General features: G+C 38.0%; 25 protein-coding genes. 16 read left to right on the top strand and 9 right to left on the bottom strand.

Annotated elements, in window-relative coordinates; all coding sequences use genetic code 11:
- Positions 1-36: 36 nt before the first annotated feature.
- Together PQG52_RS06495 and PQG52_RS06490 are read left to right on the top strand one after the other, a co-directional pair.
- Complete coding sequence (locus PQG52_RS06495; RefSeq protein ID WP_271828577.1) at positions 37-1,353, top strand: sulfate adenylyltransferase subunit 1; 1,317 nt, start codon at positions 37-39, stop codon at positions 1,351-1,353.
- A gap of 24 nt (positions 1,354-1,377) precedes the next feature.
- Entirely contained in the window at positions 1,378-1,830 is a 453-nt protein-coding gene (locus PQG52_RS06490) for a GNAT family N-acetyltransferase (RefSeq protein WP_271828575.1), read from the top strand.
- Between the two features lie 20 nt (positions 1,831-1,850).
- Here the strand turns inward: PQG52_RS06490 and PQG52_RS06485 are convergent, their stop codons facing one another.
- On the bottom strand, positions 1,851-2,813 hold the full coding sequence (locus tag PQG52_RS06485) for an AbiTii domain-containing protein (RefSeq protein WP_271828573.1): 963 nt from the start codon (positions 2,811-2,813) through the stop codon (positions 1,851-1,853).
- A gap of 155 nt (positions 2,814-2,968) precedes the next feature.
- Here PQG52_RS06485 and PQG52_RS06480 point away from each other — a divergent pair, with 155 nt between their 5' ends.
- The gene (locus PQG52_RS06480; protein ID WP_271828572.1) at positions 2,969-3,847 is read left to right on the top strand and encodes an ion channel; all 879 of its coding nucleotides are present in this window, start codon (positions 2,969-2,971) and stop codon (positions 3,845-3,847) included.
- Between the two features lie 41 nt (positions 3,848-3,888).
- On the opposite strand, the gene PQG52_RS06475 is transcribed toward PQG52_RS06480, so the two are convergent.
- Positions 3,889-5,010: an alpha/beta fold hydrolase gene (locus PQG52_RS06475; RefSeq protein ID WP_271828571.1), complete on the bottom strand. Its 1,122-nt coding sequence runs from the start codon at positions 5,008-5,010 to the stop codon at positions 3,889-3,891.
- Positions 5,011-5,084: 74 nt separating this feature from the next.
- Between PQG52_RS06475 and PQG52_RS06470 the strand changes: the two genes are divergently transcribed.
- The 11 genes from PQG52_RS06470 (at position 5,085) to PQG52_RS06420 (ending at position 14,629) form a co-directional block, all read left to right on the top strand.
- Positions 5,085-5,273, top strand: coding sequence for a zinc-finger domain-containing protein (locus tag PQG52_RS06470; protein WP_271828570.1), 189 nt, complete (start codon positions 5,085-5,087; stop codon positions 5,271-5,273).
- Positions 5,274-5,313: 40 nt separating this feature from the next.
- Entirely contained in the window at positions 5,314-8,100 is a 2,787-nt protein-coding gene (gene polA, locus PQG52_RS06465) for a DNA polymerase I (RefSeq protein ID WP_271828568.1), read from the top strand.
- 425 nt (positions 8,101-8,525) lie between these two features.
- Complete coding sequence (locus tag PQG52_RS06460; RefSeq protein WP_271789899.1) at positions 8,526-8,996, top strand: glycine zipper family protein; 471 nt, start codon at positions 8,526-8,528, stop codon at positions 8,994-8,996.
- A gap of 317 nt (positions 8,997-9,313) precedes the next feature.
- A complete protein-coding gene (locus tag PQG52_RS06455; protein WP_271828566.1) occupies positions 9,314-10,228 on the top strand; it encodes an FAD-dependent oxidoreductase in 915 nt (304 codons plus the stop codon).
- Between the two features lie 13 nt (positions 10,229-10,241).
- Positions 10,242-10,439: a sulfur carrier protein ThiS gene (gene thiS, locus PQG52_RS06450; protein ID WP_271828565.1), complete on the top strand. Its 198-nt coding sequence runs from the start codon at positions 10,242-10,244 to the stop codon at positions 10,437-10,439.
- On the top strand, positions 10,439-11,200 hold the full coding sequence (locus PQG52_RS06445) for a thiazole synthase (RefSeq protein WP_271828563.1): 762 nt from the start codon (positions 10,439-10,441) through the stop codon (positions 11,198-11,200). Before thiS ends, PQG52_RS06445 begins: the two co-directional genes overlap by 1 nt.
- On the top strand, positions 11,201-11,803 hold the full coding sequence (locus tag PQG52_RS06440) for a thiamine phosphate synthase (RefSeq protein ID WP_271828562.1): 603 nt from the start codon (positions 11,201-11,203) through the stop codon (positions 11,801-11,803).
- Complete coding sequence (locus PQG52_RS06435; RefSeq protein ID WP_271828561.1) at positions 11,800-12,768, top strand: HesA/MoeB/ThiF family protein; 969 nt, start codon at positions 11,800-11,802, stop codon at positions 12,766-12,768. The genes PQG52_RS06440 and PQG52_RS06435 overlap by 4 nt, the downstream gene beginning before the upstream one ends.
- Positions 12,769-12,857: 89 nt before the next feature.
- A complete protein-coding gene (locus tag PQG52_RS06430; protein WP_271828558.1) occupies positions 12,858-13,103 on the top strand; it encodes a DUF7660 family protein in 246 nt (81 codons plus the stop codon).
- Positions 13,104-13,349: 246 nt separating this feature from the next.
- Positions 13,350-13,814, top strand: a complete 465-nt coding sequence (locus PQG52_RS06425; RefSeq protein ID WP_271828556.1) for a hypothetical protein — start codon at positions 13,350-13,352, stop codon at positions 13,812-13,814.
- 206 nt (positions 13,815-14,020) lie between these two features.
- The gene (locus PQG52_RS06420) at positions 14,021-14,629 is read left to right on the top strand and encodes an SCO family protein (RefSeq protein WP_271828555.1); all 609 of its coding nucleotides are present in this window, start codon (positions 14,021-14,023) and stop codon (positions 14,627-14,629) included.
- 373 nt (positions 14,630-15,002) lie between these two features.
- Here PQG52_RS06420 and PQG52_RS06415 read toward each other — a convergent pair whose 3' ends face one another.
- The gene (locus PQG52_RS06415) at positions 15,003-15,578 is read right to left on the bottom strand and encodes an acyltransferase family protein (RefSeq protein ID WP_271828554.1); all 576 of its coding nucleotides are present in this window, start codon (positions 15,576-15,578) and stop codon (positions 15,003-15,005) included.
- Positions 15,579-15,734: 156 nt separating this feature from the next.
- Positions 15,735-16,538: an energy transducer TonB gene (locus tag PQG52_RS06410; RefSeq protein WP_271828552.1), complete on the bottom strand. Its 804-nt coding sequence runs from the start codon at positions 16,536-16,538 to the stop codon at positions 15,735-15,737.
- Between the two features lie 159 nt (positions 16,539-16,697).
- On the opposite strand from PQG52_RS06410, the gene PQG52_RS06405 reads away from it, so the two are divergent.
- On the top strand, positions 16,698-17,174 hold the full coding sequence (locus tag PQG52_RS06405) for a DUF2946 family protein (RefSeq protein ID WP_271828551.1): 477 nt from the start codon (positions 16,698-16,700) through the stop codon (positions 17,172-17,174).
- A 53-nt stretch (positions 17,175-17,227) separates the two neighbouring features.
- Positions 17,228-19,432, top strand: a complete 2,205-nt coding sequence (locus PQG52_RS06400) for a TonB-dependent receptor (protein ID WP_271828550.1) — start codon at positions 17,228-17,230, stop codon at positions 19,430-19,432.
- Here PQG52_RS06400 and PQG52_RS06395 read toward each other — a convergent pair.
- The 5 genes from PQG52_RS06395 to nifJ all read right to left on the bottom strand — a co-directional run bounded on the left by PQG52_RS06395 (position 19,422) and on the right by nifJ (position 26,234).
- On the bottom strand, positions 19,422-19,979 hold the full coding sequence (locus tag PQG52_RS06395) for a gluconokinase (RefSeq protein ID WP_271828548.1): 558 nt from the start codon (positions 19,977-19,979) through the stop codon (positions 19,422-19,424). The genes PQG52_RS06400 and PQG52_RS06395 overlap by 11 nt on opposite strands.
- 16 nt (positions 19,980-19,995) lie before the next feature.
- Complete coding sequence (gene rpiA, locus PQG52_RS06390) at positions 19,996-20,691, bottom strand: ribose-5-phosphate isomerase RpiA (RefSeq protein WP_271789885.1); 696 nt, start codon at positions 20,689-20,691, stop codon at positions 19,996-19,998.
- A gap of 82 nt (positions 20,692-20,773) precedes the next feature.
- Positions 20,774-21,544: a 6-phosphogluconolactonase gene (pgl, locus tag PQG52_RS06385; protein WP_271789884.1), complete on the bottom strand. Its 771-nt coding sequence runs from the start codon at positions 21,542-21,544 to the stop codon at positions 20,774-20,776.
- Between the two features lie 80 nt (positions 21,545-21,624).
- A complete protein-coding gene (locus PQG52_RS06380; RefSeq protein ID WP_271828547.1) occupies positions 21,625-22,479 on the bottom strand; it encodes an HAD family hydrolase in 855 nt (284 codons plus the stop codon).
- A 176-nt stretch (positions 22,480-22,655) separates the two neighbouring features.
- Positions 22,656-26,234: a pyruvate:ferredoxin (flavodoxin) oxidoreductase gene (gene nifJ, locus PQG52_RS06375; RefSeq protein WP_271828545.1), complete on the bottom strand. Its 3,579-nt coding sequence runs from the start codon at positions 26,232-26,234 to the stop codon at positions 22,656-22,658.
- Positions 26,235-26,239: the final 5 nt, after the last annotated feature.

The following is a 26,239-nucleotide window of genomic DNA, read 5'->3' as shown; positions in this document are numbered from 1 at the left end:
GCTGTCATCATTTATAAGTCTCAAGGAAACAACTCTATGTCATCTTTACAAAACAAACATACCCTTAAATTCTTAACGGCTGGCAGCGTCGACGATGGGAAAAGCACCCTGATTGGACGTTTATTACTGGATAGTAAAGCCATCCTTGCCGACCAACTTTCTGGTATTCAACATAAACTTGCTGATGATGAATCTTATGATTTAGCCAAATTAACTGATGGGTTACAAGCCGAACGTGAACAAGGCATTACCATTGATGTTGCCTATCGTTATTTCACGACACCAGAACGTAAATTCATCATTGCTGATGCACCTGGTCATGAACAATATACACGTAACATGGTGACTGCTGCCAGCAGCAGTGATGCCGCTGTTATTTTGGTTGATGTAACCAAATTAAACTGGGAAGACGAAGTGGTTGATTTATTGCCTCAAACCCGTCGTCATACATTGTTAGCCCATCTATTAAAAGTACCCTCTATTTTATTTGCTATTAATAAACTAGATGCAATTAAAGATCCTGATACCGCATTTATCAATGTTAAAAATGCATTAGAAAAGTTCATCAGCCAAGCCAATGTAACGATTACGAATATTATTCCTATTTCAGCATTAAAAGGATTGAATATTACAACGCGTAATGCTGACAAGCATGGCAATATTTTGTGTGAAAAGGTCTATCAAGGACCAAGCCTATTAGAAGCGTTAACTGCTCTTCCGTCTCATGTTACTTCTAATACACAAGAATTCCACTTTCCTGTACAGTTTGTGCAAAAACTAGAAGAAGCCCATGATGGTTCATCGACACAACATGGTCGCCGTATTTTTTGGGGAAGAATTGCTGCTGGCAACGTAAAGATTGGGGATCATTTAACAGTTCAGCCCTCAGGTGCCAAGGCAAAAGTTAGCAAGATATTCACCAATGCTTTGCAAGAAGAACTTCAAGGGGCAACTACAGGACAGTCTGTTGGACTGATCTTGGATCAAGAAATTGACGTTTCCCGTGGAGATTGGTTAATTGCATCCACAGCTTCTGTTGCTGGACAAAAAGAAGCCAAAGCTACATTGGCATGGTTAGATGATGAGCCCTTGGTTGTCGGGCGCGCCTATTGGTTAAAGCATGGTCATCGTTGGATTAAAACAAAAGTCTCTGCAATTGAACATCATTTGAATATTCATACGTTGGAAACGGAACCTGCTGAAAATTTGGATAAAAATAGTATTGGGGAAGTGTCTTTAGTATTACAACAACCTATTCCTGTTTTACCTTATAATGATGCCAAAGATGTTGGGGCTGCGATCCTTGTAGATACCGCAACCAACCGCACGGCTGGAGCTGTTTTATTCAAATAATTTAAACATATGATAAGAGGGTCAATGATTAGAGAATTTCAAACTGCTGATTTAGACCAAGTGATGAAAATTTGGTTAGAGCAAAATCTGCTGGCTCACTCTTTCATTGATCCTTCTTTTTTCCAGAAAAATACTGACTTGGTCAGAATGATCCTGCCGTCATCTGAAATCTATGTGCAAGATATTTGCGGTGTCAAAGGGTTCATTGGACTAACAGATCTTTATATTTCTGGGTTGTTTATTGATTCAGAATATCAACGCCAAGGATTGGGTTCTAGCCTGATCGAAAAAGCCAAACAAGTTCGTTCTAAATTATTTTTAAATGTTTATACTGAGAATGAGGCTGCGGTTCAGTTTTATGAAGAACATGGATTTATTCGATTGGAAGATCGGATCAATGAAGAAACGCATCACCCTGAATATCTCATGGGATGCAAAATCGATCATACAGTTAAAATTGGTAAATGCGCGTTATAAAAAACTTTCTTGTTTAATGATTAAAAACCTAAATAATATTTTATTCCTTCTACAATCGTTTCAACTGCAACCCCTTTAGCAACTAAACTGCCCCCAATCGCAATTTTTCCGATCCAGCTTTGAAGCTTACCATTTTCCATGCCCTCTGTTGCAAGATTAGGCTCGATATCAATAATTTCTTTTAATTCTTGAATATTAGGCTTGCTTATTCCTCTATCATTTAGAAAATTTGCTAAAGACTGAAAATCTCCTTTAGTTACCGACATATTCTGAGCCGTTTGGTTAATTGTTGTATCTGTATTTTGATTAGCCATATTTTGAACTGAGCTAATATTATAAGTGATATTTTGTGCCATTTGTTTGTCCTTATCTGTAAATATCCATTCATCACCTAAAATACCTTGACCTTCACACTCTAAAGACCAATCCATAATTTTATCTCGAACAGCTTCTACAATTTTTACGATCTCAGAAACATGAACTGATAAATAAGGATTAATCTCTATTTTTTTATTTTGAATCATTGCATACTTGATAAAATCATTTTCTGCATACAAATATGGAATAACATTATTAGCCCAATCATTAAAAATCTTATCATAATAATTTTTAATATACTGTTCCAAAGTTGATGATAATGCCATAGATATAAAATCATCATTTTTATGCAATAAACCTATCAAACTAGGAAGTACAGCACCAATCCACTTCTGTTGCAGTTCTTCGGCTTTCTGTATATCAGTCCAATTCATCGGTATTCTCTTACCATCTGAACAAGACAACATAATTGTTCCATGAACTAATCTGTAATCTGGCAAAATAATATTAGGATAATATTCATATCCTTTACGTTCAGCATTACACCAATCTGCAAAATCTTGAAGATCAAGCTTTTGAGCAATCGCATAAGCATATCTGACCAACTCAACAATATCCGTTGATGAATCCATAGCGCGTTTTTGTAGCTCGATAATTGCTTTCATAATAAAGATTTTTTCCTTCAAAATTGATTAATTATTTTATCATAATAACAAAAATAGAATCCACATTTCTTAAACCCTTTCACAGTTCCGAGTATATTTCTGTTGACTTTCAGGATAAGATCAAAGCAATTCTTATAACCTCCCGACAAATCAAAATGTATAAACCAAAATTAAGACCTCATTTATTAATAGACAGCAGTATCCATGAGCAAGTCGTTGTTTCAGGATTTACTTACAGAGTTATCCATGATTTTTATCATGCTGCTTTGACGGTCAGCTGGCGGAAATTTATTTTCTTTTATGTTTTTATTTTTCTTTTTATTAATCTTATTTTTGCAATTTTTTATTCTATCCTACCGCATGAAATCAACAATAGTGGTGGACGCTTTATTGATGCTTTTTTCCTCAGTGTTCAAACCATGTCTACCGTTGGATATGGCTCTATTTCACCCAATGGCGATTTTTCCAATATTATTTCTTCGATTGAAATTACCTTTGGTATTATCGTCAATGCGTTATCTACAGGACTAATTTTTGCACGTTTTGCCAAGCCAATGTCTAAAATTATTTTTGCACATCATGCGGTTATTTCTTGTAACAATAATGCACAATCTTTAGATATTCGCATGGCAAATGGACGTAAAACAGTGTTATTAGATGTCAATATCGAAGTCTTTTTATGCTCTTTACAAAAAGATGCACAAGATCGCATTTATCGCAAAATAGACCGATTACCCTTAATCCAAAGCAATATTCCAATTTTCCAAATTACTTTTGAAGTGAATCACATTATTGATGAACATAGCCCTTTATATCATTATAATATGCAAGAATTACTTGAAAAACATTCTGAAATAGCCATCAAAATTACAGGTTTGGACGAAGGAACGGGTCAAATGATTTATTGTTATCATGTCTATAATTTTAAACAGATCCCTGAAAATTATCAATTCCAAGAATTACACTATCGAAAGAATAATAATACCCTTTTCATCGATATGAAAAATTTCAACATAATTGAAAAAATTTCTTAAAGAATATTATCTTGGGTTACATCCATCTAAAAACCAATAACTTATTGAACAATATTATCAACTTGACTGGGCATAAAAAAAGGCACCTGCCCCTTCCCTTTAACAGACATCCAAGCAGCAGCTGCGGCATCTCCACCAGAAGGTAACCATCGATCAGGATCATTCATCCAACTTATAATATCCTTAACAACGATTTTCCGATTTTGATCCCGTAGCAATAAATGATATCCATTAGGAACATAATCTTTCCTCACCCACTTAGGAAATTTTTCCCACACGGAATACATTGATGCTGATGGAACCAACTGATCATTATCACCGTATAGAACTAGACTATGGTATCTAACCCTCGGCGCAGCCCTAATCGCATCATCCATTAATTTCACCAATCCATGCAGTGCCTTAACTCTGGTGTTATGTAGTGTTAATGGATTAAAATATAATCGTATTAAGGAATCATTATTATCACTGGCAGTGACTCTTTTAACGGGTGCTTTACTTGGATTTAATTGCCAGTTTGGTGCAATAAGGTTCAAAAGGCGCAAAGAAACATCCCCTATCACTCCGATTTGCTTGGATCCCCAAACCGCAGGCGCTAGTAAAATATATCCATTGACTTGAGGGGCATCATCACGAGCAGCAAGGCACATTAACACCGCACCACCCATGCTTTCACCCATTAGATATATTGGAGTATTGGGAAAGCGATTCTTGATAATGGTCACCTCTTCAGCCACATCTTGCACCATTCGATCTGTGCTTGACCATTTCCCACGCAAAGGGGCTTGACCAAATCCTCTTTGATCGGGTGAGTAAATACTAATCCCTTCATCAACAAAATATTCTGCCGAATATTCCCAAGCATCACGACTATCATTAAACCCGTGTAACGCGAAAATAATCGCACGTTGTGAAGGCGCTTGCCATACGTGCAATGGGATTTTTGCACTATCAGACAAAATTAACCATTCACTGGCTGGAACAAAGGTTTTATAGTTTGCATAGGGATCAGTTGCGTTTGTTTGTTGAGCCATTTCAACCGTCTTTTGATTGCTTTTAGCCTGAGCATTATGACTATTCCCACCTAAAAAACTGCATCCCATTATAAAAGAGAAGCACATACGACAGAAATGTGTTAAAAAGGATCGATTTAAAATTCTCATGGGACACTCAATACATAATACTTGTATAGCTTTTAGTATTGACGTTTCTTTTAATAATAAACAAGGATATTTTAATGAAAACCGAACAAGCTCTTAATCAAAATCTACAACGCGGACAATTCGAAACCGTCTATGTAGACAAAAAAACTGTTTCTTGCGAAGGTAATAACCCCGCCTTGGGACATCCTCGTGTTTTTTTAAAACTAAAAGATAACAAAGCAGTTTGTCCTTATTGCTCTAAAACTTTTCTTTTCCAAGAATAATATAATAAAATCCCATTCATAATATATAGATCTTATCTTCATGTCCTCTTCTTCTGCAGAAAAACATCTTATCTTGGTCGATGGATCAGGCTTTATCTTTCGTGCTTTTCACGGAATTCCTCTTATGTTGGATCCTTCTGGAACCCCAGTGAATGCGGTTTATGGATTTACCAATATGATGATGAAAATCATTCGTGAACGCACTGCCAGCCACATGGCGGTAATTTTTGATGCAGGACGAAAAACTTTTCGCAATGATATTTATCCTGCTTATAAAGCCCAAAGACCCCCACCACCAGAAGAGTTAATCCCGCAGTTTGCTTTGGTGAAAGAGGCCTCTCGTTTACTGGGACTGCCAACCATTGAAATGGCGGGATGGGAAGCAGATGATTTAATCGCCAGCTATGCCAAAGCAATGGTAAAAGCTGGGGGACAATGCACGATCATTTCATCAGATAAAGACTTAATGCAATTGGTAAATGACCATGTCTGTATGCAAGATCCAATCAAAGAAAAGATCATTCGCGAACCCGAAGTTGTTGCTAAATTCGGCGTTCAACCTGCACAAATGATTTCTTTGCAAGCATTGATGGGGGATTCTGTTGATAATGTGCCTGGCGTTCCTGGCATTGGCCCTAAAACCGCAGCTGCGTTGATTAATGAATATGGTAGTCTGGAAGAAGTATTAGCTGCCATCCCAACCATGAAAGCTTCTAAAAGACGAGATAATTTAGAAGAACATCAAGCAAACGCACGCATTTCATATCAGCTGGTGCAATTAAAAGATGATCTTGATCTTCCTACACCGATTGATGAACTAGGATGTTGTCAAACTCAAGAAGAACCCTTGATTGAATGGTTGCAAGAAAGAGGATTCCGTTCGATCCTAGCAAGATATACCAAAGGGCAATCGGCTTCGTCTCAGCCATCATCTTTATCTAAAACAGCATCTAATCCCATACAAGAAGAAACCAAAGATCACTCTCATATTTTATCCCCTGCTTATGAAAATTATGAAACCATTACGTCCATTGAGCAACTACAACAATGGATTAAACTGGCTCAAGATACCCATTACTGTGCGTTGGATACAGAAACAGATAGTCTAAATGCTCTACAAGCAAATATTGTTGGAATATCCATGGCGATTGCGCCAGGAAAAGCATGCTATATCCCCATTGCGCATCAACAAGATAATCTATTCGAAGAACAAAGTGCGCAACAAATTCCTGTTGCTGAATTGATTACAGCTTTTAGCCCATTATTTACTGATCCATCTGTTTTGAAAATCTTTCATAATGCCAAATATGATTTTCTGGTTTTTAAACATAATGGATTTCCTATTCCGACCCCTTATGACGATACAATGATGATTTCCTATGTCCAAGCAGCTGGAAAACATCGCCATAATATGGATGAATTGGCAGAGCTACATCTGAACCATAAAAATATATCTTATGATGACGTAACAGGAACTGGACGTAAACGCATTATTTTTGCACAAGTAGCCATTGACAAAGCCACAGATTACGCAGCAGAAGATGCTGATGTTACATTGCGTCTATGGCTATTGCTACGCCCAGAAATGCGTTCTTTACAAGTATTAAGCTTATATGAAGAAATGGAACGTCCTTTAATTAATGTTCTGACGCAAATGGAGCAAGATGGAATCTTAATCAATCCTGATTTATTGCGCTCTTTATCGGATGAATTCAGCCAAAAAATGGCTATTCAAGAAAAAGAAATTCATCAGCTTGCAGGAAAAGAATTCAATGTTGCTTCTCCTAAACAACTTGGCGAAGTCCTATTCGATGAAATGGATATGCCTGGCGGGAAAAGAATGAAGACAGGCGCTTGGGGAACAGATTCAAAAGTCTTGCAAGAGCTTAGTGATAAAGGTCATACCATTGCCGATCAAATCCTGACATGGCGACAATTGGCAAAATTAAAATCAACCTATACCGATGCCTTAATTGATCAGATCAATCCACAAACAGGGCGTGTTCATACCAGCTTTAATATGGTCGGCACCGTCACTGGAAGGTTATCTTCTACTGATCCTAATTTGCAAAATATTCCCATTCGGAGCGAAGAAGGTGGTAAAATCAGAGCTGCGTTTATTTCAGCCCCTGGTCATGTATTGGTTTCTGCGGATTACTCCCAAATTGAGCTGCGTTTACTAGCACATGTCGCGAATATTCCTCAATTAAAAGATTCTTTTATTCATAATGAAGATATTCACGCCCGAACTGCTTCTGAAGTGTTTAATACACCCATAGAAGGCATGAGCTCCTTGGTTCGTCGTCAAGCCAAAGCAATTAACTTTGGAATTATTTACGGAATCAGTGCGTTTGGTTTGGCAAAACAATTAGGTGTTTCATCAAGTGTGGCGAAACAATATATTGATACTTATTTCGAACGTTACCCCGAAATCAAAACTTATATGCAAACCACACAAGAGGAAGCAAAAGAAAACGGGTACGTGTTAACACCTTTTGGTCGTAAATGTTGGATATCAGGCATTCAAACCGCTAAGGGGTCAATGCGCGCCTATGCAGAGCGTCAAGCCATTAACGCGCCTTTACAAGGTGGAGCTGCAGATATTATCAAAAGTGCAATGTTGGACATGGACAAAGCGATTAAAGAACATCAACTCCAAGCAAAAATGTTATTACAAGTGCATGATGAACTATTATTCGAAGTCAAAGAAGAGGATGCTGAAAAACTAGTCATTCTTGCCAAAGAAGTAATGGAAAAAACTGTAACATTATCTATTCCACTTGTTGTAGAGGCAGGAATCGGTAAAAACTGGTCAGAAGCACATTAATGGCTCAGACAAGATCATTTATATTCCAACCTTTACCTTTATAGATTTAACTAAACAACTTCAAAGTAGAATACAGATCTACTACATCACACAAAAAACTTTAAGTTATCGTGAATATTCTATTTTTCTGATGGCTTAAAGTTTATTTCTGAACACTTAGGCTAATCAAACTATTATTTTAGCAACACCAACACATAATAAATGAAAGAGAATCATTAAAATAAGCACCAAACCTTGTAATTTTATTTGCTTACTATTAAACAATGATCGAAATAGTATTTTGTGTCACTTATAAAAGCAATGACCTCTCCTCCCTTTTAAAGTATTTTTTATTCTAGAAAATCAAAGACCACACTCTTAACACATTCAAATATTATGAGATTTTACTCTAATTTCTTTATTTGTACATAAAAAGGTTCAGTATAATGAAAATTTATAAACTCCGTACTATTGCATTGATGGGGGCAATTCTTGCGCTAACTTCCTGTGCTGAAACACCACTAGGACCACAGGTACAAATGACTCCACCTCCTGGAAAAACATTTGAACAGTTCTTAGCTGAAAAGCAAGATTGTCAAAAATATGCTGCTAATGATGTCCACGGGCAAGCCTCACACCAAAATAAAAGAGCAATTATTGGTGGATTACTGGCAACCGGTGCTGGGGCTGGACTGGGTGCTGCATTAGGTGGCGGCAGTGGTGCTGCTATTGGTGCCGCAGGTGGTGCGTTAGGTGGTGGATTAGGCGCAACCAGTTACTCCAATGGAAAGCAGGGCAATATCCAAACACAATATGACCAAACCTATACAGCTTGTATGGTGTCGCGTGGTAATAAAATGAAACCTGATGCTGTCATTACGCAACCTAATGGTGATAACTCAGTTTACGCACAATAAAATACATAAATTATATCAGATGGATAAGGTGATTTTGAAAAGATAGTTTTAAATTTTTCATATTTTACTAACCATTCCATCTGAACTTCATCCAAAATAAATAATCATATATAATCCTGAACTAATAATTCATCTTTAAAACAAACAATAAAAAATAGATCTTTCCTATCGTTCTGTAATCTCGTTTTCCCAGAGACATATAATATTATATTGACTTCTTTTTTTGGGGCTTAATATAATATAAACTATGATTCGATATTTGTGCTGAAAAAGAGTATATTTATTGTGATGTTCTCTTACAAAGTGAAAATAATATTATGAGTAATTGGTCTGTTATAGGTAGTGGCGTCACAGGATTGTGTGTTGCCACAATGCTATGTGAATATAATGAAACAGTCGAAGTTATTGAATCCTCTGATGTAAAAACTGCTTCTTTGTTAGCTGGTGGCATGTTAGCCCCTTTTTGCGAAGGGGAAAGTGCGCCTGATATTGTCGTTGAATATGGAATGACAGCCATTGAGTGGTGGTCAAATCATGTTAGTAGTGTAAAAAAAACAGGAACATTAGTGCTTGCCCCAGCACGTGATACAGTTGAACTTAAAAACTTTGCCAGCAAAACACAATCGCATACATGGGTTGCACCTGAATCCTTAGAAAGTGATTTATCCAACCGATTTTCACAAGGACTCTTTTTCCCAGAGGAGGCCCATTTAGACCCAAGATTATCTTTGAAAGAATTACGCTCAACATTAATCGAAAAGGGTGTCGTTTTTCATACCAACAAACCATCAGGCAAAATTGTTGACTGTACTGGTATCAGCGCAGAAAAAACGCTGCCCAATCTAAGAGCCGTTAGAGGAGAAATGTTAATTTTCGAATCTCATGATGTTTCTTTTTCACGTTCTATTCGTCTATTACACCCTCGCTTCCCATGCTATTTGGTGCCACGTCATAACGGACAATTTATGTTAGGAGCAACGATGGTAGAAAGCCATGATGACAGCTCTATTAGCGCCAAAGCATTAATTGAAATGCTAGGATCTGCCTATGCGATTCATCCAGCCTTTGCTGAGGCAAGGCTTGTTGAAACAGGAACGGGGTTAAGACCTTCCTTTCCCAATAATGTTCCTGAAATTACCTATCAAGATGGGTGTTTCTTTATCAACGGCATGTATCGTCATGGCTTTTTACTAGCCCCCTATATGGCACAACAATTCGTAAAAAAACTCTAGGGAAAACAGTTCGATGAATATTTATTTAAATGGAAATCTGTTAGAGACTTCTGCAAAAACACTTTCTGAATTATTAAAAGAACAAAATATAGATAGTACTGTCGTTGCAACTGCAATGAATGGTGATTTTGTTCCTCGCCATGTTTATGAAACAACAGCAGTCACAGAAGGGTCTAAAATTGAAATCTTATCTCCTATGCAAGGAGGTTAATGATGTTTTACGATCATAAGATAAATTCTAGACTTTTACTAGGAACCGCAGGCTATCCCTCACCAGAGATTCTTTCTGATGCGATCATAGAATCACAAACAGAAATTATTACTGTTAGTTTGAGACGTGAAGGAAAAGCAGGCGCCTCTTTTCGCACGCTGTTAAACCAAGTCAACAAGAAGTTTCTACCTAACACCGCAGGGTGCCATACCGTTAAAGAAGCAGTTACCACAGCCCAAATGGCAAGAGAACTCTTTAATACTGACTGGATTAAATTAGAAGTCATTGGGAATGCAGACACCTTGCAACCCGACCCATTTGCTTTGGTAGAAGCAGCACGCATTCTAACCCAAGATGGTTTTAAAGTTTTTCCATATACAACAGAGGATTTAATTGTTGGAGAAAAATTACTAGAGGCGGGTTGTGAAGTATTGATGCCATGGGGGGCTCCTATTGGTTCTGGGCAAGGATTAAGGAATATTGAAGCTTTACGGGCTATGCGTGCCTATTTTAAAAATGTTCCTTTGATTGTAGATGCGGGTATAGGATCACCCAGCCAAGCCGCACATGCGATGGAAATAGGATTTGATGCCGTCTTGTTAAATACGGCAGTCGCTAAAGCAAAAGACCCCATCATGATGGCCACCGCATTTCGTGATGCAATTATTGCCGGACATCATGCTTATCATGCAGGTCTTATGGAAAAACGTGATATGGCTTATGCGTCTACCCCTATTTATGGTTTGGCGGATTTTAATTAAATGGAAAAATTCTACCTTGTAACTGACTCTGTTGATCTCATAAAAAAACTATTACCTATTGGGGTTAAATTAGTCCAATTACGAATTAAGGACACCCCCCCTGATCAATTGAGGCAGCGTATTTACGAAGCAAAACTCTACTGCGAAAAATATAACGCACAACTTGTTTTAAATGATTATTGGCAATTGGCTTTGGAATTAGGGGTTAATTTCGTTCATTTGGGTCAAGAGGATCTGGTGAATGCAGATTTTAAAGCTTTAAATCAAGCCAATATTCATTTCGGTTTATCAACACATGATGAGGCCGAGTTGGATTTAGCACTTTCTTACAACCCGCATTATATTGCATTGGGACCTATCTATCCAACTAAATTGAAAAAAATGAACTGCCCCCCTCAGGGGCTAGCACGTATCACCTTATGGAAACAAAAAATTAAAGATATTCCTCTTGTCGCAATCGGCGGTATTGTTCCTGAACGAATTGAGAATGTTTTACGTGCAGGTGCTGATAGTGTTGCAGTAGTTACGGATATCCAATATGCAGCTGATCCGATCCAACGATGTAATGAATGGTTCTCTCATATTCAAAAAAGTTATTCATGATGCAACGTTATGAGAGACAAATGAAGCTACCTGAAATCGGTAAGGATGGGCAATATAAGTTACAGGCAGCTCGCGTTTTAGTTGTCGGTTGTGGCGGATTAGGATGCACGGTTTTACCACTCTTATGCGGTGCTGGTGTCGGTTACATTCGCCTGTACGACCATGATATTGTTGAAGAACATAATTTACATCGGCAAATCTTATATCGAATGGAAGATATAGGGAAAGGCAAAGCAATTTGTGCAAAGTCAATATTAAAACAGTCTAATCCACATTGTGAAATAGAGGTGCACCAAGAAAAATTAACACCTGGTAATGTGCACCAAGCCTTACAAAATATAGATCTGGTTATTGATGCCTCAGACAGTTTTATGGTTACCTACACATTGTCAGATGTTTGCCTAAAACAGTCACTACCATTGATTAGCGCCTCTGTCATAGAAAGACATGGATATGTCGGTGGTTTTTGTAATAGCGCACCCAGTTACAGAGCTCTATTTCCTAAAATGATATTAGGAGGTGGGAATTGTAACACAATAGGCGTGATGGGACCGATCGTATCTATCCTAGGGGCAATACAAGCCCAAATGGCATTGAGTATCTTACTTGATTTTACTCCTACGCCACTTGGTCAGTTGATAAATGTTGATTGTCGCACGTGGCGTTTTAGCGAATTTCGTTTTGATAAAGCTCAAGAACCAAAAGATAATAATGTTACTTTTATAGATTATAACGGTCTTTTACCTGAAGATTGCGTAATCGAGTTACGAGACATCAAAGAAGCCCCGCACAGTGTCAGAACGGATGTGATCCGTCTTTTGCCCAGTGAAATTGTTTCATGGCAACCGCCTTTATCACAACGTATTGTTTGCGTTTGCAAAACTGGTGTCAGAGCAGCAAGAGCAGCCTATGCACTACAAGAAAAGACCACATCAGAAATCGTTATTTTAGTTGATGAGAAATAAATATTAAAAAAGCGATATTTATCAGTCAGTAAAGTAATCTTAATGTAACTGATACTTTAAGATTTCAGATCTATTGTAATAGGAACTAAATGGTAAAACAAAACTCTATCGTCACGAAAAAAGAATTCCTAACTTTTTTAGAAAATTTTCGTCAAAATTTACATGACCATCCCGAAGAATGGGAAAATAGAGATTTATCTTCTTTTCTTAAAGCAATGCAAGCATGGGTCGAAGATATGGAGGGATATTATAAAAATATGAACCAAGATATTCCCACTCATATTTCATGGGATATCTTTACAGATTTTCTACAGGCTGCCAAAATATATGAGTAACTGATATGATTTAACCTTAGTTAAGAGAAGCATTACATGAAAATTTAACTACCTTAGTCATATCTTTATCTTTGCTTTACAAAAAACAACCGACCAAACCAAATTTACACCTCTTTCAACGAGTAAGGAAATCCAGTAAATGGAATATATCAATTCATATTCTTATGGGATGTGTTCAGTAATATTTCCAAGTCTCAAAAATAACTAAATAGCATCAACAATACGCCTTTCCTAGGGAGGTAATTTATGAAAACAAAAGCAATTTTTACTTTTTTTCTATATTTATTATTTTTGCCTTCTTCATATGCAGAAAACTGTAAAGATATGATTGGAACTTATCGCGTTATTCCTTTTATTGACCCTGTTGGCTTGACAGTATTATCAGCTGATCAGATAAGCAAATCACCCATTGGTACGCCTATTTTCGAAATTAAAATTAATAATAACAACATAGCCCAACATATTGGGCTTATTCACAGAAAGCATTTTCCAATCACGTTGCAACCTGCTGATGAGAACATAACAACCGATGCTGATATTTTATTTAATAGCCATATTTCCAGCTGCTCTTATGATTTTGATTCAAAACATAGTATAACACAAGTTGACTTAACAACCTTAAATGAGCAACAGATTAATCAGGCACTAACCCGTATAATTCACACTTGGTTTTCGCGTTTAGCTTCCCCCAAGAGGACCGTAACAAGATAATAGAAAATCATTATGATATTCAATATTATAAGCTAGATACTCAATCTTTACGAAAAGTTAAATATTTTTTCATCAGAAAATATCCACAAATTGATGGAATAAAAAGTTTGCTTTATATCATTCCTTTACAAAAAACGACAGATAAAGCACAATTAACACCTGTTCAGAGTCCTCTTATTCACCAATAGACAAATCAAGTAAGTTCAATGACACAACAAAAGAAAATCCCTTTTTGGCTAATCATTACTGTTGCCATTTTTATCGCTTTAGGTGGCGGAGCCTTTGGAATCTTTTATACAAAAAAAACAATTCAAACTCCACCGCAACAAACCGAAACGATTGGCGGAGGGTTTCAATTAATCAGCCCTTCTGGAAATGTTGTCAGTAATGGCACTTTCAGAGGGCGATGGATGTTAATGTATTTTGGGGCTTCTCGTTGTTTACATGATGTTTGCAGTCAAAACCTAAACAAAATAGGTAAAGTAATGGAGCTATTGGGAAAGAAATCATCCAAAATAGCACCTATCTTTATTTCTTTTGACAGCGAATATGATACTCCAGAACGGTTAATGTTTTATATGAAGCCTTTTAACAGTAAAATTATCGCTTTATCCGGTGGAGAGCTGGCCGTTCGAGATATTTCTATTTTATACCATGTTCCTTTTAAAACGGTTCAAGCCACTGAAAAAACTAAATTAATTGATCCTTTCGACCAATTTATCTTAATGAACCCAACAGGACAATATGACCGTTCGATTAGCACCAATGAATCAGCAGAGCAATTGGCTGAAACATTAAATACAATTATTCAATAATATATTGATAATTTTTCAAGATAGATTATTAAGGCACTTCAAATAATCTATCTTAATTTAATATAACCAATCATAACAAAACTACTCTAATATATTTAAGATAACTACAGTCTAAGCAAAATATAAAAGAGGTAATAAATACAATCAATGTATTGATAATTGGCCCCACAATCGCAGAGCCAAAATAACAAATATTCATGCGAAATAAAGCTTCAGTGACAAGAACATGGCATAGATATATGCCAAAAGAACATTCTCCAATTTTATAGAATAACCAAGCAAGCTTACCTTTGATAAAGCTTAAATCAGCATTAATAAATAAGTTAAAAAGAACTAAAGAAGACGTAAAGACAAAAAAAGTCGTTTCTGTGAACTAATAGTCAGAAAAACTTCCCTTTTGATAGGTCGAAATCATTGCCAATATCATATTGATGATAATTAATACGCTATATAAAACGATGCTATAAATCATTTTAATTTTCTTCAAAATAAATGACACAGCCAAAGCAAACACTAAATATGCTGGAAGATCAAAATAAAACCCAGAAATAGGGGCTATTTTTATCCCGAAAAGAAGTAAAAATTGATACAAAGACGGTAGGATTATTGCAAAGATAAAAATAAGAATAATGGTAGGCTTATATTCATTTTTATCAGCACTTCTGGCAAAAGATAATAATAACGGTAAAAGAAACGAGTATCCAATAAAGATATATAAAAACCAAAGATGATAAACCCTTGGGGTACTTAATATTCCCCAAAATGTATCCCATATATGGGGATTTAAAAAATACCAATAAATTACCGACCATGCAAAGAATGGAAGCAATAATCCTCTAGCACGCTTCATATACTGAAATGGTTTATTACTTGTAAAATAAAGATAAGCACTAATGATAAAAAAAACAGGAACACAAAATCTGGACATGGTATAATAAAAATAAATCATACCCTATCCAAGAATATCTTTGTGAATCAAACTATTATCGACAAAATAAGGCGCAGAATTATGTATTAAAATCACCGCAATAATTGCAAGACATCTTAGTACTTCAATATTAATATTTTTCCTCACCTATTTCCCTTATAAATACATGGTCAAAAATTAATTATTTTTATTTAATGAAAAATTGACAGGGACACTTGTTATAATAATCGGTTGTTCTGAGGCGGGCTGGCATTTAATTGCCTGAACTGCACTCATAGCTGCACGATCCAAACTTGAGAAACCACTGGATTCTAATATTTCGACATGTTGGATCTGCCCATCGGGTAAGAGCTGATATCCCACTCGAACGGTTCCTTCCTCATGTCGCCTGCGCGCAGCCATCGGGTATTCTTTGGATAAGGCACTGCATCGTTGTGCAGCGGTAAAATTTTTCGACACAGGTGGTTTAGTAGGGCGAACCACGTTCTCTGATGGCTGCGTTGTTTGCCGTCCAACTTGAGACGATACAGAACGAGCTTCTTCGCTCTTCTTTGGTCTTACGGATGGTTGTGGACGAGAGGAAATTTTTTCTTTTATCACGGGCTGAGATTTAACCACTGGCAAAGCAGCAAAGGCCTCACTTTCGGGCAATGCCTCTGAAGGTGAAGGCGTTTCTATTGATCTGCTTTCGGGTTCATCATTAATGACATCAGGTAACTCTTGGACTTGTTCAGGAGTTCGAAGTGTTTCGGGTGCTTCAAAAGCCACTTCTATTGTTGAATGCAAAGGATTGTCATGCTTTGGAATGTCCATACACCAAAACGCAATCAACATACATAAACCATGCAACAAGACAGCAACGAACCCAGCTCCTACCAAACGGCCTGCACCTATCTTCGTCAAAACAGGTATCATGCGTTTTGGTGGAACAGCCATCTTGGAAACATCTATAGATGGTGGAATCGGCTCCTGTTTCATCATTTCATTTTGTAACCATAATTATTGATGCAGACTTACCCTTTCTTTTGTTGATATACCTGCCACACCAAGAAAGCAATTCTCTATTCTTACAAAATGATATTTGACAATCCTGTTCTTTTTAACCAGAAAAGAAACACAGTATAAAATATAAGATCGTCAATGCAGCCTTTTAATTTACATATTAATTGGATACAAAATAGAAATAAAACCCAGCATTCTGGTTTTTTGTACACGATCTACGTCGTTTTGGCGCTCTTTATCCTCCAATTATTGATTTCACCTTTAACATTCAGTAGTTGGTGGCATTGCCCAATGATGATGGATGAAGCTCCAGCTTCTGTGGCATCAATGGATATGGAAGACTGTATGCATATGGAACATATGCAACCCTCCGACCAAACTAATCAAGATCATCATCAGAAATCCCAGCATGGCATGGTTTTATGTCCTCTATGCACCAGCTTTGCCATACCTACACCTCTATTATCGGACAATCCTAGACTTCCTGCATTAAGTATAGTTCTTACCGCTTTTGAAATAAAATCATGTTTCTCACAAGCACCACCGACGGTTTCAACCAAAAATAACCCTCCCCGAGCGCCCCCATCTTTTGATTCTGATTCCGCTTCTCTTTAATCTCCAAAGAAAAGCTCACTCTATTTGTATCTATTTTATATCAGAGTCGAACCATGTTCCCTTCTACGCGCCTAAGCTATAAACTCTCGTTGATGCTTTCTGTTTTTTTTATACATACATCATCTACTTTCGCAGCAGAAACACCTTCTTCTTCTGCACAATCCGTATCCACAAATACTCCCCCTATTCCAACGATTAATATTAATGCGGATGATGTCTCTGACAACCCAACAGAAATCACACCTGGCAGTACCATTTTAAAAGCAGATCAGCTCAAAAATATTGTGAATAACAGTCCTGATACTGGTGCATTACTCGAAAACCAAATGGGGGTTAGCCTTTACAAGTCAGGACGTATTGCCTCTTTGCCCGTTTTAAATGGCATGGCAGATGACCGAGTTGCCACGACCATTGATGGGATGCGCATCACTGGTGACTGCCCCAATCATATGAATCCTGCACTTTCATACCTAAACCCCCATGATGTATCGGTAATTAATATCATGGCTGGGATCTCCCCTGTCAGTTTGGGTGGAGACAGCACAGGTGGAACCATTGATATCCAACGTAAATCTCCTGTTTTCTCAAAGAAAAAAGATAAAATCATTGCAAAAGGACAAGTCTCTGGCTTTTTCCATAGTAATGGGAAGGGATTAGGCGCCTCGGGAGATGTTACCGTCGCTAACGATCATCTTAGCATTCGATATAATGGTGGATGGTCTCAATCAAGAAATTATCATGCTGGGGCTGGCGGTGGTCAGGTTAAATCCACACAATATAAAATGTTCAATCATGACGTAACATTAGCCTATAAAAAAGATAATCATGTATTATCCTTAAACATAGGACAAACGGATACGCCTTATGAAGGCTTTCCCAATGCGTATATGGACATGACAAAAAATCAATCAGTCTTTATTAATGGTAAATATAAAGGTGATTTTGATTGGGGAACTGTGGAAGCACGTGGCTATTGGCAACGCGTAACCCATGCCATGAATATGCTTGGCGACAAGGGGGGGCATTCACCCACCACAGGGATGCCCATGAATAATCTTGGACGTTTAGCAGGATATGATATCAAAGGAAGCATTTATCTTGATGATAAAAATACCCTGCGTATCGGAAATGAATTCGCATATTACACACTAAATGACTGGTGGCCTGCCTTAGAAGGCAGCATGATGATGGGACCTAATACCTATCATAATATTAATAACGGCCATCGTAATCGCTTAGGAACCTATGCCGAGCTTGAAACACAATGGAACCATAAAGTAACCACGTTGCTGGGTGTCAGAAATGACGTTGTCATGACAAATACAGGGCAGGTTTCTGGCTATCAAGGGCTGGCGGGCATGAACGCCACCGAACGTGCTGCAATTAATCGCTTTAATCAAGCCGATCGAGGAAAAACAGATGTCAATTTTGATGTAACAGCTCTTGTCCGTTACAAAGTGGATCCTCATTTAACTTGGGAAACAGGTTACGCCAGAAAGACTCGCTCTCCTAATTTATACGAACGCTACTCTTGGGGAACCTCAGGCATGGCCATGCGGATGGTTGGCTGGTTTGGTGATGGAAACGGGTATAGGGGTGATATTAATCTTAAACCTGAAATTGCCAATACCATCAGCACCAGCTTTAATTTCCATGATGTCAAACAAGAAGTCTGGGAATTAAAAATACAACCTTATTATACCTATATCCATCATTATATTAACGTCAATTATTTGAGCAGTGCCTCGGGGCGTGCCGGAACCACTATTTCAAACTTGCAATTTGCCAATCATAATGCACAATTATACGGTGTTAACTCTGTTGGCACCTATAATGTATGGAATAATAAGAAATTTGGTAAAGGCATTTTACGGGGTAATTTAAACTGGGTCAGAGGCACAGACTTAACCAATCATACGAATCTGTATCATATGATGCCAACCAATGGCACATTAAGCCTTAATCAATATATCGGTGCCTGGAGTGGCCGTATTGAAGCAGAATTCGTCAATGCTAAAGGCTTAACCGATCCATTGCGTCGTGAACCTAAAACACCTGGTTACATCTTATTGAACCTCGGCACCAGCTATACGTGGAATATGTTCCGCCTTGACGGCAGCATCGAAAATGTCATGAATAAAAAATATTATATGCCCATGGGTGGATTATCCATTGGGGATTTAATTGCCAATAACCAAGTCAGAGCCTTACCCGGCATTGGGCGTTCTTTTAACGTCTCTTTGACCGCTAGCTTTTAAGTGAAATATGCTGCAATTGGAGCAATACCTTTTGCAGCACTTCTTCAAACGGATCATTTCTGACAGTAATTTTGATAAAATTCTCATCAGCATCAGGCGTATCCAATGTTTCAAGCTGGCTTGAAAGCAGACTTGCAGGCATAAAATGCCCTTTTCGTTTTTGCAGACGCTGCAATAAAATATCTTGAGGCACATCAATATAGATGAAATAAAAAGACCCGCGAATATCTTTTCTTAGAATATCGCGATAACTCTTTTTCAACGCTGAGCAGGTTAAAATTCCACATCCAACGCCAGAGACTTCACGTTCTTTTAACCAATCATGACATTTTTCTAGCCAAGGTAAACGATCTTCATCTGTCAAAGGAGTGCCCTCTGACATTTTTTGAATATTTTGCGCTGAATGCAAGCTATCCCCTTCCTGAAAAGGCCAATTTAATTGTTGCTGCAATCCCTTGGCAAGCTTGCTTTTCCCACAGCCAGAAACCCCCATTATAACCAGCAAACAAGGTTTGATTAAAGAAACGTCAGCGATGGGATGATTCATTACAAAGATACTCCGCCTATTTTAAATGTTGTATTCCATCATGACCAGCGATTAAGACTTCGTCTGTACAATGGATGAATAGACCATTCTCCATCACCCCAACGATTTCATTAATTTCTTTTTCTAATTTGGCTGGATCCGTAATTAATCCAAAATGACAATCCAAAATCATATTCGCACCATCTGTTAAGAAAAACTCTTGGCTTTCTTTCTTAAGGCGAATGCTAATGGTTGCACCAATCTTTTCAAGATGTTTTGCTGTTGCTTCCCATCCAAATGGCGTTACTTCTACAGGGACAGGCGTATGATCGCCTAATTGATCTACCATTTTACGTTCGTCAACCACCACCACAAATTTCTTTGCAGCGTAACGAACAATCTTCTCTCTTAATAACGCACCACCTAATCCTTTGATTAAATGATAATGTTGGTGGGTTACCTCATCAGCACCATCGATATCCAAATCTAATTCGGGACATTTGCCTAACGTGGTCAATTCAATCCCAAAAGACTGCGCCAAGTGGGCTGTATCAACAGAAGTTGGCACGCCAATAAAACGTAGCCCTTCTTCTTGCCACCGCTTTCCCAAAGCACGCACAACACAGGCAGCAGTACTACCACTTCCTAGGCCAACCTTCATTCCTGAAGTAACCAAAGAAGCTGCAACTTTTCCCACTTGTTGTTTATAAATTTCTATTTGACTTGCATCCATGACCTTCGACCGTTTCCTTGATATGGCAAAATAAAATCTCTACAACTAAATCCATAATAATTGTAGAGCTATTTGCTATAACTTACTCACCACCAGCTGCACGATCAAGAATCCAGTGTAATTCTCCCTCGGTTTTAATCGCTGCAGAAGGATAAGGTTTATTTTCATCACGCACTTCACGAATAATTTGCGCTTTGTTTTCACCACTGACCACAAACATCACAAAACGACTAGAAGCAATCGCAGGGTAAGTTAATGTCATTCTTTTATGCGGAGCATCGGAAGGTTGGCTCCAAGAAACCCATTTGTCTTTTTCTTCTAAAACAGGCGTACCAGGAAATAAAGAGGCTGTATGACCATCCCCACCAAGACCCAATAACACAATATCAAACAAAGGCTTTCCAGCTTGTAACGTATCAGAACCATAAATTGCTTGCAATTCTGCTTGATAGATTTCTGCAGCCTTTACGGGGTCATCCAGCACAGGCATTGGATGAACATTACGAAAAGGAATATCAATATGCGCCAATAAAGATTCTTTGACCATATGAAAATTACTATCTGAATCGGTATGAGGAACCATTCTTTCATCCCCAAAGAATAAATGAATTTTGTGCCATGGCATACGATCCGCATATTCGGAACTGCCAAGTAATTCATATAATCTTTTTGGAGTAGATCCTCCTGATAAAGCAATTCGAAGGGTTTCGCCTTGTTCTTTTTCTTCTGCGTGATGTAAAATAGAGCTGGCTAAATACTCAGCTTGCGCAATTACATCTGATAGTACAAGCACATACCCTGTTGTCGCTGTATGACCTTTTTCCCCTGTATCTTCTATTTTATCACTCATCATTAAATCCTCTTTATAAAATGCTATTCTAATTAAAATAAATAATAACGAAAATTTATTATTTTTCTATCAAATAAAACTTATTAAGCTCGAGGCAAAATATACTGCTCTACGGCATAAGCCCAACCATTATCTTCGTTGCTTTTGGTTTGGAAATGAGCATGTCGATATACATTTTCCGTGGATTGTCCCATTGCAATCGATAAACCTGCGATTTCCAGCATTGGAATATCATTATCCATATCCCCAATACAGGCAATCTCTGAAATATCAATTCCATATTGTTTACCCAGCTCAATCGCCGCAGAGCCTTTGTTCGCTTTTGGATGGGTAATATCTAAATAATGATCGGAGGAACGTAATGCTTTGACTGTATTGGGATATTTTTGATTAATATGTGCTGCCAGCTTGTCTAACACAGCAGTATTAGAAGACACACCTTCAATTTTTACAATTCTCTTTTTATATTCATTAATATGATTCAAAAGCTCTGGATTAGACCCCACAACTGCTTTTTCATGTGGAATATATGGGTCATTCATATCAAACACAACCCAATCAAATCCTCCAAAAACCCATGCTTTTACATCATGACTATGTAATAAATCATATATCTCATGCGCATCTTTCGTATCCATCATCATACTGGATACAACTGTTCCATCATTGCCAATAATTTCCCCACCATTCAATGCAGCAAAAGGAGTTAATATATTCAACTCTTTAAAAAACATTTGAATCCCTTGAGGGGGCCTGCTACTGACCAAACATAAATGTATACCAGCCTCTTGTAACTTTTGCGTAGCCACAAGAGCTTCTGGTGTTATTTTTTTATCATTTGTTACCAACGTTCCATCAATATCAGAAACCAGTAATTTTATTTTCCCTGATGCCTCTTTTTTATTCTTTGCTCGATTAAAAGTTGAAAGATTCAACATAACCTCCTTCATCAAATATGGTTATTTATTTTATTGATCCTATCACGAAAATAAAAACTGTCTCTAAGTAAAACATCTTTATCTAATAGAATATCTGTAAATTCAGTATCCTCTCAGCCAAATAAAAAACCCTGCCACTTTCATGACAGGGTTTTTCTACCTAAACTACATTCGTTTTAATGTGTTTTAAGACCGAAAACAACGGGGTTCATTTCGCTGCCTTCCATTGATGCCAATGCTTCATATTGCTCATATTTACGAGTAACCGCTTTTTGAGCTGCTTCCATGATTTGCTCTGCATCATTTGGACGAATACGAGCCAAATTACGATAACGAATTTCATTACCCGCATATTTCTTCAATGGAATAGAAGGTTTAGGAGAATCTAATTGGAATGGGTTCTTACCAATTTTACGCATCATTGGATCAAATCTAAACAAAGGCCAATAACCAGAATCTGTAGCCAACCCTTGTTGAACCAACCCTTGACGCATATCCAATCCTTGACCAATACAATGACTATACGCAACAATCAAAGAGGGGCCATCATATGCTTCTGCTTGACGGAACACATCCAATGTATGTTGTGGGCTTGCACCCATTGCCACTTGAGCTACATACACATTATCATAAGTCATTGCCATCAAAGCCAAATCTTTACGAACGGTTTCTTTACCTGAAGAGGCAAATTTCGCAACAGATCCGAATGGAGAAGCCTTTGATGCTTGCCCCCCAGTGTTAGAATACATTTCTGTATCCATCACCAAGATATTCACATTTTGACCAGAGGCAAGAACGTGATCCAGACCACCATAACCAATATCATACGCCCAACCATCACCACCGACAATCCAAATACTGCGGCGAATGAAATGATCTACAACTGTGCCTAGCCGCTTTGCTGTAACGTCATTGATTTGAGATAATTTAGTTTTTAATTCACCCACACGCAAACGCTGCGCTCTGATTTCTGATTCATGAACTTGCTTAGAAGTAAGAATTGCATTAACCAATTCTTCTCCCACTTGATCTTTCAGTTTTAAAAGTAAATGAGTGGCAACTTCTAATTGTTTATCTGCTGCTACTCTGAAACCCAATCCAAATTCAGCGTTATCTTCATAAAGCGAGTTGGACCAAGCAGGTCCCTTACCTTCTTTGTTCATTGCCCAAGGGGTTACTGGCATATTCCCACCATAAATTGAGGAACAGCCCGTTGCGTTTGCAACTTGTAAACGATCACCAAATAGTTGCGTTAATACTTTTAAATAAGGGGTCTCACCACATCCCGCACAAGCACCAGAGAACTCAAATAAAGGCTCAAGGAACTGCACACCACGAACATTAGAGAAATTAATCTTGCTACGATCATTAACAGGTAGTTCTTTAAAGAACTCCAAGTTACGTTTTTCACGATCCAACAACGTTTCTTTTGCAGTCATGTTAATCGCACGAACATCAGGTTCTGTTGGGCTACTTGCTGGGCAAACGCTCACACATAAAGTGCATCCTGTGCAATCTTCCACATAGAATTGTAAGGTAAAGTTTGTATTTGGGTAACCACGCGCATTGACTGGAGCTGTTTTGAAGTCCTCTGGGGCATTTGCCAATTCTTTTTTATCATACGTTTTGGCACGAATCACACTATGTGGGCAAACATAACCACATTGACCGCATTGAATACATAGATCTTCACGCCATTCAGGCACGAAATCAGAAATATTGCGCTTTTCATATGCCGCAGTCCCAGAAGGGAACGTTCCATCAGCAGGTAAAAGACTGACTGGCAGACTTTCACCACGACCAGAGAACATAGGCACAATCACATCATGAATAAATTTAGGTGCATCAGCTGGCACTGGATTTTCTTGAGCTAAATTGCTGGAAGCATATTCTGGCACCTTAACTTCAAATAAATGATCGCAAGCAGCATCAACCGCTTTATAATTCTTTTGAACGACTGCATCACCTTTAGATGAATAAGTTTTATGGATTGATTTTTTAATATAATCAATCGCTTCATCACGAGGCAACACCCCAGAAATTGCAAAAAAACAAGTTTGTAGAATGGTATTGGTACGCATACCCAAACCAACTTCTTGAGCGACCTTGGACGCGTCCACAACAAAGAATTTTAATTTTTTCTCAATAATGCGTTGTTGTGTTAAGCGTGGCAAATGTTGCCATACTTCCTCAGCACTGTAATGGGAATTCAATAAAAACGTACCATTGTCCGCAGCATTTTCCAAAATATCTTGACGATACAAGAAATGGAATTGATGACACCCAACAAAATCAGCTTGTTGTACTAAATACGCTGCTTTGATAGGTTCGTGACCAAAACGCAAGTGAGAAACTGTTTGTGCGCCTGCTTTACGAGAATCATACACAAAATACCCTTGGGCATATTGTCCTACATCTTCGGAAATAATTTTTACACTATTCTTATTTGCACCAACCGTACCGTCTGAACCCAATCCAAAGAACATCGCGCGTTTTGTATCTGCATGCTCAATATTAAACGCAGGATCATAATCCAAACTGGTATGTGTTAAATCATCTTTAATACCAACGGTAAATCCATGGCGTGGTTTTTCAACTTTTAATTCATCAAATACAGCTTTAACCATTGCTGGGGTAAAATCTTTAGAAGATAACCCATAGCGCCCACCAATAATTAATGGCAAATGCTCACGATTTCCTCTGGCGACCGCTTCAGCCAAAGTTGCCATAACATCTAGATATAAAGGCTCACCCAACGCACCAGATTCTTTGGTACGATCCATTACTGCAATACGCTTAACCGTTTTGGGTAAAGCATCTAATACTTGTTGTGCTGGAAATGGGCGGTATAAACGAACCTTTAAAATACCAACAGCCTCACCTTGTTGCCTTAAAATTTTAACTGTTTCTTCAGCAGTTTCCGCAGCAGAACCAATTAATACAATCACATGCTCTGCGTTTGGATCACCATTATACTCAACCAACCCATAATGACGACCTGTTAATTTGCCAAAACGGTCCATATATTGTTCAACAATTTCAGCCGTTTTGTTGTAATATTGGTTGACCGCTTCTCTAGCTTGGAAGAACGTATCTGGATTATGTGCGGTCCCACGAATAAATGGATTTTCAGGGCTTAATCCACGTTCGCGATGCGCTGCAACCAGATCATCATCAATCATTTTTTCAATAACATCATCAGGAATCATATCCAACGTGTTTAATTCATGAGATGTACGGAAACCATCAAAGAAATGAATAAAAGGTACCCGTGCAGCCAAAGTGGCTGCATGAGTAATTAAGGATAAATCATGCGCTTCTTGAACAGATGCTGCGCCAAGAATAGCGAAACCCGTCATTCTGGCAGCCATTACGTCAGAGTGATCACCAAAAATCGATAATGCAGAAGTCGCAATTGAACGTGCAGCAACATGGAAAACTGTAGAAGTCAACTCTCCAGCGATTTTATACATATTTGGCAACATTAACAACAACCCTTGAGAGGCCGTAAAAGTCGTTGTTAATGCACCAGATTGTAATGCACCATGAACAGTCCCAGCAGCACCACCTTCACTTTGCATTTGTTGAACAAAGGGAACATTACCCCATATATTCTTTTTCCCTTTGGATGCCCAATCATCAATGTCTTCTGCCATAGGGGACGAAGGGGTAATTGGGAAAATAGCACAAACTTCATTCACACGATACGCAATATGTGCAACTGCTGTATTCGCATCCATAATTATCTTAGACATCTATT

Origin of the sequence: Commensalibacter communis, assembly GCF_947179105.1 — a bacterium.
Lineage (GTDB): Bacteria > Pseudomonadota > Alphaproteobacteria > Acetobacterales > Acetobacteraceae > Commensalibacter > Commensalibacter communis.
Note: the sequence above shows the minus strand (reverse complement) of the source record. Positions and strands in the feature narration are given on the sequence as shown.

Bases quoted from the DNA above. Each gene is read 5' to 3' on its own strand.
- PQG52_RS06495 (WP_271828577.1), top strand. From the start codon at position 37: ATGTCATCTTTACAAAACAAACATACCCTTAAATTCTTAACGGCTGGC.
- PQG52_RS06490 (WP_271828575.1), top strand. From the start codon at position 1,378: ATGATTAGAGAATTTCAAACTGCTGATTTAGACCAAGTGATGAAAATT.
- PQG52_RS06485 (WP_271828573.1), bottom strand. From the start codon at position 2,813: ATGAAAGCAATTATCGAGCTACAAAAACGCGCTATGGATTCATCAACG.
- PQG52_RS06480 (WP_271828572.1), top strand. From the start codon at position 2,969: ATGTATAAACCAAAATTAAGACCTCATTTATTAATAGACAGCAGTATC.
- PQG52_RS06475 (WP_271828571.1), bottom strand. From the start codon at position 5,010: ATGAGAATTTTAAATCGATCCTTTTTAACACATTTCTGTCGTATGTGC.
- PQG52_RS06470 (WP_271828570.1), top strand. From the start codon at position 5,085: ATGAAAACCGAACAAGCTCTTAATCAAAATCTACAACGCGGACAATTC.
- polA (WP_271828568.1), top strand. From the start codon at position 5,314: ATGTCCTCTTCTTCTGCAGAAAAACATCTTATCTTGGTCGATGGATCA.
- PQG52_RS06460 (WP_271789899.1), top strand. From the start codon at position 8,526: ATGAAAATTTATAAACTCCGTACTATTGCATTGATGGGGGCAATTCTT.
- PQG52_RS06455 (WP_271828566.1), top strand. From the start codon at position 9,314: ATGAGTAATTGGTCTGTTATAGGTAGTGGCGTCACAGGATTGTGTGTT.
- thiS (WP_271828565.1), top strand. From the start codon at position 10,242: ATGAATATTTATTTAAATGGAAATCTGTTAGAGACTTCTGCAAAAACA.
- PQG52_RS06445 (WP_271828563.1), top strand. From the start codon at position 10,439: ATGATGTTTTACGATCATAAGATAAATTCTAGACTTTTACTAGGAACC.
- PQG52_RS06440 (WP_271828562.1), top strand. From the start codon at position 11,201: ATGGAAAAATTCTACCTTGTAACTGACTCTGTTGATCTCATAAAAAAA.
- PQG52_RS06435 (WP_271828561.1), top strand. From the start codon at position 11,800: ATGATGCAACGTTATGAGAGACAAATGAAGCTACCTGAAATCGGTAAG.
- PQG52_RS06430 (WP_271828558.1), top strand. From the start codon at position 12,858: ATGGTAAAACAAAACTCTATCGTCACGAAAAAAGAATTCCTAACTTTT.
- PQG52_RS06425 (WP_271828556.1), top strand. From the start codon at position 13,350: ATGAAAACAAAAGCAATTTTTACTTTTTTTCTATATTTATTATTTTTG.
- PQG52_RS06420 (WP_271828555.1), top strand. From the start codon at position 14,021: ATGACACAACAAAAGAAAATCCCTTTTTGGCTAATCATTACTGTTGCC.
- PQG52_RS06415 (WP_271828554.1), bottom strand. From the start codon at position 15,578: ATGATTTATTTTTATTATACCATGTCCAGATTTTGTGTTCCTGTTTTT.
- PQG52_RS06410 (WP_271828552.1), bottom strand. From the start codon at position 16,538: ATGATGAAACAGGAGCCGATTCCACCATCTATAGATGTTTCCAAGATG.
- PQG52_RS06405 (WP_271828551.1), top strand. From the start codon at position 16,698: ATGCAGCCTTTTAATTTACATATTAATTGGATACAAAATAGAAATAAA.
- PQG52_RS06400 (WP_271828550.1), top strand. From the start codon at position 17,228: ATGTTCCCTTCTACGCGCCTAAGCTATAAACTCTCGTTGATGCTTTCT.
- PQG52_RS06395 (WP_271828548.1), bottom strand. From the start codon at position 19,979: ATGAATCATCCCATCGCTGACGTTTCTTTAATCAAACCTTGTTTGCTG.
- rpiA (WP_271789885.1), bottom strand. From the start codon at position 20,691: ATGGATGCAAGTCAAATAGAAATTTATAAACAACAAGTGGGAAAAGTT.
- pgl (WP_271789884.1), bottom strand. From the start codon at position 21,544: ATGATGAGTGATAAAATAGAAGATACAGGGGAAAAAGGTCATACAGCG.
- PQG52_RS06380 (WP_271828547.1), bottom strand. From the start codon at position 22,479: ATGTTGAATCTTTCAACTTTTAATCGAGCAAAGAATAAAAAAGAGGCA.
- nifJ (WP_271828545.1), bottom strand. From the start codon at position 26,234: ATGTCTAAGATAATTATGGATGCGAATACAGCAGTTGCACATATTGCG.